The sequence below is a fragment of the Thalassiella azotivora genome, from assembly GCF_054781695.1.
Genome location: NZ_BAAGTX010000008.1, coordinates 23,507 through 36,215, shown reverse-complemented (window position 1 = coordinate 36,215; position 12,709 = coordinate 23,507). Strand labels below are relative to the sequence as shown.

Annotated in this window: 9 protein-coding genes; 5 read left to right on the top strand and 4 right to left on the bottom strand. The window is 76.2% G+C overall.

Annotation, left to right across the window (positions count from 1 at the left end):
- Positions 1-27 precede the first annotated feature (27 nt).
- Positions 28-2,589: an alpha-glucan family phosphorylase gene (glgP, locus tag ACYVQV_RS06970; RefSeq protein ID WP_461022546.1), complete on the top strand. Its 2,562-nt coding sequence runs from the start codon at positions 28-30 to the stop codon at positions 2,587-2,589.
- A 31-nt stretch (positions 2,590-2,620) separates the two neighbouring features.
- Here glgP and glgX read toward each other — a convergent pair whose 3' ends face one another.
- Positions 2,621-4,903: a glycogen debranching protein GlgX gene (gene glgX, locus ACYVQV_RS06965; RefSeq protein WP_461022545.1), complete on the bottom strand. Its 2,283-nt coding sequence runs from the start codon at positions 4,901-4,903 to the stop codon at positions 2,621-2,623.
- A gap of 64 nt (positions 4,904-4,967) precedes the next feature.
- On the opposite strand from glgX, the gene ACYVQV_RS06960 reads away from it, so the two are divergent.
- The 4 genes from ACYVQV_RS06960 to ACYVQV_RS06945 all read left to right on the top strand — a co-directional run bounded on the left by ACYVQV_RS06960 (position 4,968) and on the right by ACYVQV_RS06945 (position 8,085).
- Positions 4,968-5,510, top strand: coding sequence for a T3SS (YopN, CesT) and YbjN peptide-binding chaperone 1 (locus ACYVQV_RS06960; RefSeq protein WP_461022544.1), 543 nt, complete (start codon positions 4,968-4,970; stop codon positions 5,508-5,510).
- A 74-nt stretch (positions 5,511-5,584) separates the two neighbouring features.
- Entirely contained in the window at positions 5,585-6,364 is a 780-nt protein-coding gene (locus ACYVQV_RS06955) for an enoyl-CoA hydratase/isomerase family protein (protein WP_461022543.1), read from the top strand.
- Position 6,365: 1 nt separating this feature from the next.
- Complete coding sequence (locus tag ACYVQV_RS06950; protein ID WP_461022542.1) at positions 6,366-7,319, top strand: class I SAM-dependent methyltransferase; 954 nt, start codon at positions 6,366-6,368, stop codon at positions 7,317-7,319.
- Positions 7,320-7,350: 31 nt separating this feature from the next.
- Positions 7,351-8,085 carry an acyltransferase gene (locus ACYVQV_RS06945; protein WP_461022541.1) on the top strand — a complete coding sequence of 245 codons (735 nt, stop codon included), beginning with the start codon at positions 7,351-7,353 and terminating at the stop codon, positions 8,083-8,085.
- A 22-nt stretch (positions 8,086-8,107) separates the two neighbouring features.
- Here ACYVQV_RS06945 and ACYVQV_RS06940 read toward each other — a convergent pair whose 3' ends face one another.
- From ACYVQV_RS06940 to ACYVQV_RS06930, 3 genes are all read right to left on the bottom strand, one after another.
- Positions 8,108-9,580, bottom strand: coding sequence for a DUF885 family protein (locus ACYVQV_RS06940; RefSeq protein WP_461022645.1), 1,473 nt, complete (start codon positions 9,578-9,580; stop codon positions 8,108-8,110).
- 135 nt (positions 9,581-9,715) lie between these two features.
- Entirely contained in the window at positions 9,716-11,017 is a 1,302-nt protein-coding gene (locus ACYVQV_RS06935) for a glycosyltransferase family 4 protein (RefSeq protein WP_461022540.1), read from the bottom strand.
- A complete protein-coding gene (locus tag ACYVQV_RS06930; RefSeq protein ID WP_461022539.1) occupies positions 11,014-12,639 on the bottom strand; it encodes a 1,4-alpha-glucan branching protein domain-containing protein in 1,626 nt (541 codons plus the stop codon). Before ACYVQV_RS06930 ends, ACYVQV_RS06935 begins: the two co-directional genes overlap by 4 nt.
- Positions 12,640-12,709 lie beyond the last annotated feature (70 nt).

Sequence of the window (12,709 nt, the reverse complement as noted above, 5' to 3'; positions counted from 1 at the left end):
CCTCCTGACTGCCGTAACCTCGCGAGCGTGAGAGCCATCCGACGGTTCACCGTCCGCACCGTCCTGCCCCCCGCCGTCGCCGGGCTGGGCCGGCTGGCCATGAACCTGCGCTGGTCCTGGCACCCGCCCACCCGCGACCTGTTCGAGAGCATCGACCCCGGTCGCTGGGGCGCCGTGGGCCACGACCCCGTGGCGCTGCTGGCCGAGCTGAGACCCGAGCAGCTCGAGGCGCTGGCCGCCGACCCCGCCTTCGTGCAGCGCGTCGAGGCCGCGTGCGCCGACCTCGAGCGCTACCTCACCGAGCCGCGCTGGTACCAGGGGCTGCCCGGGCCGACGCCCGCGTCCATCGCCTACTTCTCGCCCGAGTACGGCATCACCAGCGTGCTGCCCCAGTACTCCGGCGGCCTCGGCATCCTGGCGGGCGACCACCTCAAGAGCGCCTCGGACCTCGGCGTGCCGATCGTCGGCGTGGGCCTGCTCTACAAGAGCGGGTACTTCAAGCAGGCGCTCACCCGGGACGGCTGGCAGACCGAGACCTACCCGGTCTCCGACCCCGACGGCCTGCCGCTGACGCTCCTGCGCGAGGACGACGGCACGCCGTGCGAGGTCAGCGTCGGCCTGCCCGGGGGACGCGCCCTCGTCGCGCACGTCTGGAAGGCCGACGTCGGCCGGGTCCCGCTGCTGCTGCTGGACTCCGACGTGCCGGCCAACGACGAGGCCGCCCGCGGCATCACCGACCGCCTCTACGGAGGGGGCGGCGAGCACCGGCTGCAGCAGGAGATGCTGCTCGGCATCGGCGGCGTGCGCGCCCTGCGCCTGTGGTCCCGGCTGACCGGCGCCGCGGTGCCGGAGGTGTACCACACCAACGAGGGCCACGCCGGCTTCCTCGGGCTGGAGCGCCTGCGCGAGCTCACCGAGGACGGCCTGGGCTTCGACGACGCCCTCGAGGCCGTGCGGGCCGCCACGGTGTTCACCACCCACACCCCCGTCCCGGCCGGCATCGACCGGTTCGGCACCGACCAGATCGAGCTCTACCTCGGCGACTCCGACGCCCTCGGGCTGCCGATCGACCGGGTGCTCGAGCTCGGCTGCGAGGACTACCCCGGCGGTGAGGCCGGCGTCTTCAACATGGCCGTCATGGGCCTGCGCCTGGCCCAGCGCGCCAACGGCGTCTCGACCCTGCACGGCGCCGTCAGCCGGACGATGTTCGACGGCCTGTGGCCCGGCTTCGACGACACCGAGGTGCCCATCACCTCGATCACGAACGGCGTCCACGCACCCACCTGGGTGGACCGGCGCGTGACCGAGCTGGCCAACGAGCACGTCGGCCCCGCGCTCACCGAGCAGGCGCGCGGCTGGGAGCAGATCGAGCGCATCCCGTCGGACCAGATCTGGGCGGTCCGCCGCGAGCTGCGCGCCCAGCTCGTCGCCGACGCGCGCCGGCGCGTGCGCGAGTCCTGGCTCGAGCGCGGCGCCTCCGCCGCCGAGCTCGGCTGGGTGGACGGCGTCCTGGACCCCGACGTGCTCACCATCGGGTTCGCCCGCCGCGTGCCCACGTACAAGCGGCTGACGCTCATGCTGCGCGACCCGCAGCGGCTCAAGGAGCTGCTGCTGCACCCGGAGCGCCCGGTGCAGCTCGTCATCGCCGGCAAGTCCCACCCCGCCGACGAGCAGGGCAAGCGCCTCATCCAGCAGCTCGTGCGGTTCGCCGACGACCCCGAGGTCCGGCACCGCATCGTGTTCCTGCCCAACTACGACATCGCGATGGCGCAGACCCTCTACCCCGGCTGCGACGTCTGGCTGAACAACCCGCTGCGCCCGCTGGAGGCCTGCGGCACCTCGGGCATGAAGGCCGCCCTCAACGGGTGCCTCAACCTGTCCATCCTCGACGGCTGGTGGGACGAGTGGTACGACGGCGAGAACGGCTGGGCCATCCCCACCGCCGACGGCGTCGAGGACCCCGACCGCCGCGACGACCTCGAGGCCGCGGCCCTGTACGAGCTCATCGAGACCTCGGTGGCCCCGCGCTTCTACGACGCGGGTGAGGACGGGCTGCCGGCGCGCTGGATCGCGATGGTCCGGCACACGCTCGGCACCCTGGGCCCGAAGGTCCTGGCCAGCCGGATGGTCGCCGACTACGTCGAGCGGCTGTACCTGCCGGCAGCGGCGGCCGGGCACTCCCTGAACGGCCCCGACTTCGCCGGCGCGAAGGCGCTGGCGCAGTGGAAGTCCCGGGTCCGCGCGGGGTGGGACGCCGTGCGCGTCGACCACGTGGAGTCCAGCGGCCTCGGCGACAGCCCGCAGGTGGGCGAGGTGCTGCGGGTGGGCGCGTTCGTGTCCCTCGGCGACCTGGCCCCCCAGGACGTCGACGTGCAGGTCGTGCACGGCAGGGTCAGCGAGACCGACGAGCTGACCGGGACCGTGGTCGAGTCCCTGGGCCACGTCGAGACCTACGAGGGCGGCCGGCACCAGTTCGCCGGTGAGCTCCGGCTCGGCCGGACCGGGCCGTTCGGGTACACGGTCCGGGTGCTGCCGCGGCACGAGGCGCTCGCCAGCCCGGCGGAGACCGGGCTGGTCGCCAACGCCTGACCCCTCACCCCGCGCCCGGCGGCGCCGTCGGTCACCCGGCGGCGTCGCCGGCGTCGTCGGCGTCCGGAGTCGCGGCTGGGGAACCGCCGGTGACGGGGTGCCCCCCGTTCCGCACGGCGCGGTACAGCCGCAGCGTCCGGCCGGGCACCCGCACCCGCCCGCCGGGCTCGCACGACGTCGCCGGGACGTCGTCCGGGTGCTCGAAGGCGCTGTCCCACAGCAGGTCGAGCCGGTCGGCCCACGGTCGCGACGGGAGCACGAGGTCGACGTCCCGGTCCTCGCCGTGCACGACGAGCAGCACCGACGGCGTGACGTCCTGCCCGTGCAGCAGCATCTGCACGGTGCGGCGGCCGTCGTGCCAGCCGTCGTGGTCCATCAGCGTCCCGTCGGCGCCGAACCAGGCCAGGTCGATGGTGCCGTCCGCGTGCACCGGCCGGCCGGCGAAGAAGGTGTCCTGGCGCAGCACCGGGTGCTCGCGTCGCAGGGCCAGCAGCCGGCGCGTCGTGGCCAGCAGCGCGCGCCGGTCGGGGTCCAGCCCGTCGGACCCGCCCCAGTCGAGCCAGGTGGTCGGGTCGTCGAGGCAGTAGGCGTTGTTGTTGCCGCGCTGCGTGCGGCCCGTCTCGTCCCCCGCGGTGAGCATCGGCACCCCGGTGGCCAGCAGGAGCGTGCCCAGCAGCGCCCGCGCGCTTCGCCGCCGGGCGGCCAGCACCACCTCGTCGTCCGTCGGACCCTCCACGCCGTGGTTCCACGAGCGGTTGTCGCCGTGGCCGTCTCGGTTGCCCTCCCCGTTGGCCTCGTTGTGCTTGTGGTCGTAGGCGGTCAGGTCCGCGAGGGTGAAGCCGTCGTGCGCGGTGACGAGGTTGACCGAGGCCAGCGGGCCGCGGACCACCGAGTCGGTGGCCGCCGACCACCCGAAGAAGTCCGCCGAGCCCGCCAACCGGGTCGCCAGGTGCCGCACCCCGTGGGTGCGCGCGCGGGGGTCGCGGGCCGTGGTGGCGGCGTCGGCCAGCCAGAACGTGCGCACGTCGTCGCGGAACAGGTCGTTCCACTCCGCGAGCGGCTGCGGCAGCTGGCCGGTGCGCCAGCCGTGGTGCCCGACGTCCCACGGCTCGGCGACGAGCTTGGTGCGCGACAGCACCGGGTCGGTCCGCAGCGCCACGAGGAACGGGTGGTCCGGGTCGTAGCCGTGCCGCCCGCGGGCCAGGGCGGGCGCGAGGTCGAACCGGAAGCCGTCCACCCCGAACGCCTGGACCCAGTAGCGCAGGGAGTCCAGGGCGAGCTGGACGACCCGGGCGTTGCGGAAGTCCAGCGAACCACCCGTCCCGGTGACGTCGGCGTCGCGACCGCGGTCGTCGAGCCGGTAGTAGGTCGCGGCGTCCAGACCGCGCAGGCTGAGCGTGGGACCGTCGACGCCGCCCTCGCAGGTGTGGTTGTAGACGACGTCGAGGAGCACCTCCAGCCCGGCGGCGTGCAGGTCGCGCACGGCCTGCGCCAGCTCCGCCAGGACGGCCGCCGGCCCCGCCGCGCGCGCCGCCCGGGTCGCGTACCGCGGCTCGGGCGCGAAGAACGACAGGGTGCTGTAGCCCCAGTAGTTGCGCAGTCCCCGACGGACGAGCGCGGGTTCGTCCGCGGCCGCGTGCACCGGCAGCAGCTCGACAGCCGTCACGCCGAGGGACGTCAGGTGCTCGATCACCGCCGGGTGCGCCAGCCCCGCGTACGTCCCGCGCAGCTCCGGCGGTACTCCCGGGTGCTGCATGGTCAGGCCCCGCACGTGCGCCTCGTAGACGACGGTGTCGGCCCACGGCACGTCCGGCCGGTCGGCGGGGTCCGCCACGGGGGAGGGGACGACGACGCTCCACGGCACCCTGCCGAGCGACCCGAGCGCGCTGCGGCGCCGGGCCCCTCCCGCCGACGCGGGGCCGTCGACGGGCTGCCAGTCCTCGTCCACGGCGTGCCCGAACAGCTCCGGTCCCCAGACCAGGTCACCGTCCAGGGCCCGGGCGTAGGGGTCGACGAGCAGCTTGTCGGGGTGGTGCCGGTGGCCGCGGTCGGGGTCCCACGGGCCGTGCACCCGCAGGCCGTAGCGTTGGCCCTCACGGACACCGGGCAGGTGGCCGTGCCAGACGCCGTGCGTGCGGTCCGTCAGCGGCACCACCCGGTGCCCGCCGTCGTCCTGCGCGAGGACCACCTCGACGGCCTCGGCGTGCGCGGCCAGCACCGCGGCCCGAGCGCCGTCGGCGGTCAGGTGCACCCCCAGCGGTCCCGGGCCGGGCGAGGAGGCGCGGGGCGTGGAGCCCGCGGGTTCGACCGGCACGAGGGGCAGTCTGCCCGGGGGTGGGCGCGCCCGCCGCGCCGACCGGCCGTCTAGCGTGGACCCGATGAGCGGACCCCACGGACCCGGCGTACCCGACGACGCGGAGACGGCTGGTGAGGGCCCCGCCGCCGACGGTGTCGACGGTGCCGACGCAGTGCCCTCCTACCCGCCGCCGCCGGGGGAGCGTCCGCTGCGCGGTCGCGTCCTGGACGTGCTGGCCGACGCGGGCCTGGCCCCGTCGCTGGACGAGGACGGTGACGTCGCGGTCGTCGTCCAGGGGCAGCGGTTGTTCGTGCGCTGCGCCGACGGGACCCTGCCGCGGCTGCGCGTCCTCGGGCAGTGGCAGGTCGGGCAGACCGTGGCCGCCGACGAGCTGACCCGGATGCGCGTCGCGGGCGACCTGACGATGCGCCTGGACGTCGTCAAGGTCGTCGCCGCGCAGGACGTCCTGCTCGTGGCCGCCGACGTCGTCGTGGACGACGGCACGGACCTCGCGCCGCTGCTCACCGGGTGCTTCGCCGCGGTGCTGTCCGCGGTGCGTCGCTGGTACGAGCTGGTGTCGGGTGAGACGCAGGACACCCCGGGTGACCCGGGCGCCGCCGGTTAGGCTCGGCCCGCACCACCAGCGGCGTCCACGAGCGACGTCCGGCAGCGACGGCGAGCAGCACGAGAGGGAGCACCATGGGCGAGTTCGTACGGCTCGAGGTCGAGTCCGGCATCGGCACCATCCGGCTGGAGCGGCCGCCGATGAACGCCCTCAACGCCCAGGTGCAGGAGGAGCTGCGCGAGGTCGCCGCCGAGGCCACCGCGCGGCGCGACGTCGCGGCCGTCGTCGTCTACGGCGGCGAGAAGGTCTTCGCCGCGGGCGCCGACATCAAGGAGATGCAGACCATGTCGTACACCGACATGGTCGACCGCTCCGGCGCGCTGCAGTCCGCCTTCACGGCCGTCGCCCGGATCCCCAAGCCGACCGTCGCGGCCATCACCGGCTACGCGCTCGGCGGCGGCTGCGAGCTGGCCCTGTGCTGCGACTTCCGCGTCGCCGGCGACAACGCCAAGCTGGGGCAGCCGGAGATCCTGCTCGGCATCATCCCCGGCGCCGGCGGGACGCAGCGCCTCGCGCGCCTCGTCGGTCCGGCGAAGGCGAAGGACCTGGTCTTCTCCGGCCGGTTCGTCGACGCCGCCGAGGCGCTGTCGATCGGTCTGGTCGACCGGGTCGTCGCGCCGGACGACGTGTACGAGGCTGCGAAGGAGACGGTGCGCCGCTACGTCGGCGCCGCGGCGTATGCGCTGCGGGCCGCGAAGGAGTCGATCGACCGGGGGCTCGAGGTCGACATCGACACCGGCCTGGAGATCGAGCGGATGCAGTTCGCGGCGCTCTTCGCCACCCGCGACCGCGAGGTGGGGATGGTCTCGTTCGTCGAGAACGGTCCCGGCAAGGCGAAGTTCGAGGGCCGCTGACGTGGCCGACCAGCCGGCGCCGCACCCGCACGCCTCCGCCGACGAGGTCGAGGCGGCGTGGAAGGACAACAAGCTCGCCCAGGTGCTCTACCACGACTGGGAGGCCGAGACCTACGACGAGAAGTGGTCGATCTCCTTCGACGACCGCTGCATCTCCTACGCCCGGGACCGCTTCGTCGCGGTCGCCGGTGACGAGGGCTGGCCGTACGGCGACGTCCTCGAGCTCGGCGCGGGCACCGGCTTCTTCTCGCTGAACCTGCGCCAGGCCGGGGTCGTCGACCGGGTGACCGTGACCGACCTGTCACCCGGCATGGTGGAGGCGGCCAAGGAGAACGCGCGCCGCCTCGGTTTCGAGATCGAGGGCCGCGTCGCCGACGCCGAGGCCCTGCCGTTCCCCGACGACTCGTTCGACCTGGTCGTCGGGCACGCGGTCATCCACCACGTCCCCGACGTCGAGCAGGCGCTGCGCGAGGTCCTGCGCGTGCTGCGCCCCGGCGGACGGTTCGTGATCGCCGGCGAGCCGACCCGGATCGGTGACTGGTACGCGCGCCGGCTCGGGCGGCTGACCTGGGAGGCCACCACCCGCGCCACCCGGCTCGGGCCGCTGCGCGGGTGGTCGCGGCCGCAGGAGGAGCTGGACGAGGCCTCCCGCGCCGCGGCGCTGGAGTCCGTGGTCGACCTGCACACCTTCGACCCGGCCGAGCTCGGGCGCACCGCGCTGCGGGCCGGCGCCGTCGACGTCCGCACCCAGACCGAGGAGCTCACCGCCGCCTTCCTGGGCTGGCCGGTGCGCACGTTCGAGGTCGCGGTCAACCCCGACAAGCTCGGCTGGGGCTGGGCGACGTTCGCGTACACCTCCTGGCTGCGGCTGTCCGCGGTCGACCGGGTGCTCGCGAAGGCGTTGCCGCAGAAGGTGTTCTACAACGTCGCGATCACCGGCGTGAAGCCGCTCTGAGCAGGGCCGGACGCGTCGGGGAGCGGTCGTCGTGCGGGCGCTCAGCGCGTGGGCGGTGAGGTTGCGCACCGGCCGGGACCCCCGGCAGGCCCGGTACCTGACCCGTGCGTCGCTGCTGTGGGTGTGGCGGCACCGGGCGTTCACGCCCTGGTACCTGCTGCGGTACGCCCGGCTGCTGCGGCTGCGGCTCCTGCACCCTGACGTCGTCACGACCGGGATGGTCTTCCTCGGCAAGGGTGTCGAGATGGAGACCCGGCCCGGCTACGGGCGGATCGTCCTCGGCCGCTGGGTGCACGTCGGCGACGACAACCGGCTGCGCGCCCACGAGGGCACGCTCACGATCGGCGACAAGTGCGTCCTCGGCCGGGACAACACCGTCAACTGCTACCTCGACGTGGAGGTCGGCGCGTCCACCCTCGTCGCGGACTGGGTGTACGTCACCGACTTCGACCACGTCACCACCGAGGTCGGCGTCCCGATCAAGGACCAGGGCCTGGTGAAGTCGCCCGTCCGGATCGGCCCGGACTGCTGGCTGGGCGTGCGCGCCACCGTCCTGCGCGGCACCGTCGTCGGCCGCGGCACCGTCCTCGCCGCGCACACCGTCGCCCGCGGCACCTACCCCGAGCACGCCGTCGTCGCCGGCCAGCCGGGCCGGGTCGTCAAGGACCGGGTGGCCGTGGACGCCGCCGACGCCGACCGGCGCGCGGCGCTCGCCGACATGGAGCGCAAGCAGCGTGACGCCGTCCGGCGCGTCACCGGCACCTGACCTCCGGCGTGCCAGGCGCGGCTCAGCCCCGCTCGAGCGCCGTCCCCACCAGCCCCAGCGGCGGTGAGCCGAGGTCCAGCAGCGCCCGGTGGAACCGGGGGACCGAGAAGTCCGCGCCCCACCGCTCCCGCGCCTGCTCCCGCAGGTCGAGCAGCGCCAGCTTGCCCCACGTGTACCGGCCGTAGCCGACGTCGAACGTGCCGCGCTGGGCCTCGGACCGGGCCGCCGACAGGCCGAGGAACGCGTCGTCCCCGAACCGCCGGGTCGCCTCGTCCACGGTCATCCCGCCGGCGTGCAGGCCGACCGAGCAGGCCAGGCGCGTCACCCGCACGAGCGCCTCCAGGCACATGCCCGCCACGTACCGGGGGTCCTGCGCGCGGAACCCCTCGTCGACCACGGCCTCCTCGACGTAGTGCGCCCAGCCCTCCGCGAACGTCGAGGACTGCAGCACGCGCCGCACCGGCGTGGCCGCGTGCCGCAGCGCCCGGCCGTGGGCGTAGTGGCCGGGGGCGACCTCGTGCACGGTGATCGCCGGCAGCGAGGTCCGGCTGAACACGGCCAGCCACTGCTCCACCTCGTCCGCCGGCCACGACGGGTCCGGCGGGGTCACGTGGTACCAGGACGGCGCGTCGGGCTCCTCCGGCGCCGCCCACGCCATCATCGCCATCGCCCAGGAACGGGACGGCGGGGCGGGACCGACCAGGCACTCGCCGTCCGTCCACGGGGCCAGGTCGTGGTCCCGGGTGAACGCCAGCACCTCCTCGGTCACCGCCCGGGCCTCGGTCAGCACCCCGTCGGCGTCCGGGTGGTCCCGCAGCAGGTCCGCCACCACCTCCGCGGTGGGCCGGGTCGCGTCGAGCCGGCCGCACGCCTCGCCGAGCAGGGCGGTCAACCGGTCGCGCTCGACGTCCGCGGCGACCGCGAGCGCCTCGACGTCCACCTCCAGGGCCTCCCACGTGCCGAGCTCACGGGCCAGCGCGCGCGAGCCCACCGCGGTGTCGGGGTCGCCGGTCGCCGCGCACCGGCGCACGTGGTCGACGAACCGGCCGTGCGCGGCGAGCGCCCGCTCGCCGACGTCGCCGTCGTCCGGCCGCACCCCGGCGGCCAGCCCCTCGACCGCACCCACGAGCGCGGCGGCCACCGGTGCGGGCACCTGGTCCAGCGCGCCGACCGCCGCGTCGACGGCCTCGGGCCAGGCGGCGAGGTGCTGACGTCGCGCCCGTTCGCGCTCCTCGACGGGCGCGTACTCGCGGTCGTAGCAGGCGAGGTCGAGGTTCATCGCGTGCAGCAGCGGGTCGCGCCGGTGCCGCTCGTGCTCGCCGAGGGACCACCGCAGGCCCGCCTCGAACGCGGCCAGGTGCGCCTCGTCGTGCGGGTCGGCGAGCGGCTCGCCGCCGAGTGCCGCCAGCGCGTCGCGGACGCCGGCGACGGACAGGTCCTGCACGCGGCCGTCGTACTCGTGCAGCCCCGAGCCCTCACGCACGTCGGCCTGCATGAGGTCGCAGACGGCGCGCAGGCGCCGGTCGTACCCACCGGTCGCGGGCGGGGCGTCCCCGGCGCTCCGGCTGGCGGGGGTGCTGGCGGGACTGCTGGCGGGGTGGCTCGGCACGGTGGGTGGCACGCCGCGACGCTACCGGTCCGCCGGTCCCCGGGCCCCGTGGACGGCGGCGGCCCGCCCGTAGACCGCGTCGACCAGGTCCACCGCCCGTGCCCAGGTCCACCGCCGGGCCTGGGCCAGGCCCGCGGCAGCCAGCCGGGTCCGCTGCTCGCCGTCCTGGAGGAGGTCGACCAGCACCTGGCCCAGCGCGTCCACGTCACCCACCTCGACCGTGCGGCCCGTCACCCCGTCGCGGACGGTCTGGGCAAGCCCGCCCGTCCGCGTGGCCACCACGCACGTCCCGGCCGCCTGGGCCTCCAGCGCGACCAGCCCGAACGGCTCGTACCGGCTCGGGACGACGACCGCGTCCGCGGCGCCGAGGAGGGCCGCCAGGTCGCCGTCCGGGAGGTGCCCGGCCCACCGCGCCGGGACGGCCAGCTCGTCGGCCAGCCGCTCCAGCACCGGCCGGTAGGAGCCGCGGCCGGCGAGGACCAGCCGGGCACCGGGCACGGCGCCGGCGACCACCGGCCACGCCCGCAGCAGCGTCGAGAAGCCCTTCTCCCACTCCACCCGGCCGGCCGCCACGACCAGCGGGACGCCGGGCGCCCAGCGCCGGCGCGCGCCCCGGACGGCGTCCGCGGGCGGGTGCCGGTCCTCGACCCGCACGGCGGCTGGCACGACGTGCACCGCTGCGGCGTCCCCGCCGAGGACCTCGACCACCTCGGTGCCGGTGGCGGCGGAGCAGACGAGGACGGCGTCGGGCGCCGCGCCGGCGGGGGAGCCGGTCACGGAGGCGACCTCCGCCGCGTGCACGGCCCGCGGGACGGGGCCGTCGAGCCGGCCCTGGCGCCGTCCGTGCTCGGTCGCGTGGACGGCGTGCACCCACGGCACGCCCCACGCGCGGGCCAGGGAGCGGCCCGCGGGGGCGGTCATCCAGTCGTGCGAGTGGACGACGTCCACCGGGGCGTCCCCGCCGGCCCGTCCGCCGCCGCCCAGCCGCTCGCGGGCCAGCCGTTCCAGCCCCGCGCCGAGCCGCGCGGCGGCGTCGGTCACCGGCGACGCGTCCGGGGTCTCCTGCGCGGTCTCCGCGAGGTCGGCGGCGTCCGCGTCGCCCCGGGCCGCCGCCGGGTCGGCGCGTAGGACGCGCACGCCGTCCACCACCTCCTCGACCCGCGGACGGGCCGCCCCGGGGTCCCGCACGTCGGTGCGGCTGGTCACGACGGTGACCTCGTGCCCCGCCGCCGCCTGGGCGCGGGTGAGGTCGTGCACGTAGCGGCCCAGACCCCCGTAGACCACCGGGGGGTGCTCCCAGGAGACGTGCAGGACCCGGGTCACGAGCGAGGACCCGGGGTCCCGGCGGCCCAGCCGCCGCGCACGAGCGCCCGGGCGTCCAGGCTCGCGAACGGACCGTCGGCCCGCCGCTGCCGCGCGGCCTCGGCGAGCGCGTCGGCCCGCCGGCCCGCACCGGCGGCGACGAGCTCGGCCAGCCGGTGGAACAGGTCGCGGTGCTCCTGCGCCCGGCGCACCGCGTAGTCCGCGGCGGAGTCCCGGGTGACCATGAAGGCCCAGTCGCTGGACAGCGCGAGCAGCGCCTGGCGGACGAGCTGGTCGAGGTCCGGACGGCGGGTCAGCGCGTCGGCGCCCGGCCCCAGCTCGCGGGCCAGCAGGTCCTGCAGGCGCCGCTGGACCCAGAACGCCTCGTCGACGAGGGGCCGGACCGCGGGCCCGGCCCACACGGAGTAGTCCTTGCCGGCACCCCACGAGCCCGCGCCGACGTCGGCGTCCCCGTCCACGAGGGGAGGGTGGCCCGCCTCCCCGTGCAGCGCGCGCCGCAGCGTGGTCACCCGGACACCGGCCGCGCGCAGGGCCGGGAGGACCTGCTCGAGGAAGGCCGGTCCCTCGTGCCACCAGTGCCCGAACAGCTCCGTGTCGTACGCGGCGACGACCAGTCCCGGCGCGCCCCGCGCGGCGGCGACCTCGGCCAGCCGCGCGCGCACGGCGCCGACGAAGTCGGCCACGTCGCGGCGGACCTGCGTCGCGGCCGCCACCGGGTCGTACAGGGCCTTGTCGGCGGGGTCGACGTCCGTCCCGGTGACGGCGTGCAGCGCGAGCCCGCTGCCGACGTCCACCGCGTGGAAGTCCCGGTACGCCGCGCCCGTCGGGTAGCCGCTGCGGGAGGACCAGATCCGGTCGGTCACGCCGAGGTCGCGGCCCACGACGACGACGTCCGAGCCGGTGGCGCGCCACCCCGCCCAGGTGGGTCGCCCGGCGGCGGTCACCGTGGCCTCGTCGAGCACCAGGTGGCCGACCCCCGCCTCCTGGTAGAGCGCCTGCAGGCCCGGCGCGTGGCCGCACTCGGGTGCCCAGATGCCTTGCGGCGCACCGGGTCCGGACCACCGGTCGGCCGACAGCCCGCGGTGCCGCGCGTCGTCCAGACCCGCGCGCAGCGCCCACCGCGCGACGTCCGGCTCGAGCAGCGGGGTGAACGAGTGGGTGGCCGGGCCGGCGAGGAGCTCGACCGCGCCCGCCGCGGCCAGCCCCGCGAGCACGGGGGTGCCCCCGCCCGCCCACGTCGACGCGAGAGCCGCCCCCACGCCGGTGGCGGCTCGGTGCTCGGCGACGGCGAGGTCGCGGCGCCGCGGGTCGGGGTGGGCGGCCAGGGCGTGCGCCCGCAGCCGCCAGTCCGCCACCCACTCGGCCGTGGCCCGGACGGCGTAGCGGTCGTCGAGCTGGTCCGCCAGGACGGGGGTGACCCCGAGGGTCAGCAGGTCCCGGTGGCCGGCGGCCGAGAGCCGGCCCAGGACCTGGGTCAGCGGCACGTAGCAGCCCGCCCACGCCTGGTGCAGCCACTCCTCGCCCACCGGCCACCGGCCGTGGTGGACCAGCCACGGCAGATGGGAGTGCAGGACGAGGCAGAAGGTGCCCAGCGGCGCGTCACGGCTCGGGGTGGTGCGCACGGCGGACGAGACTGCCAGACGAGGGTGCGGGGACACGAAACCGTCCACCCGCCGTCCGCCCCTCGCCGCA

Coding starts and splice junctions, on each gene's coding strand:
- ACYVQV_RS06960 (WP_461022544.1), top strand. CDS start 4,968: ATGAGCGGACCCCACGGACCCGGCGTACCCGACGACGCGGAGACGGCT.
- ACYVQV_RS06955 (WP_461022543.1), top strand. CDS start 5,585: ATGGGCGAGTTCGTACGGCTCGAGGTCGAGTCCGGCATCGGCACCATC.
- ACYVQV_RS06940 (WP_461022645.1), bottom strand. CDS start 9,580: ATGCAGGCCGACGTGCGTGAGGGCTCGGGGCTGCACGAGTACGACGGC.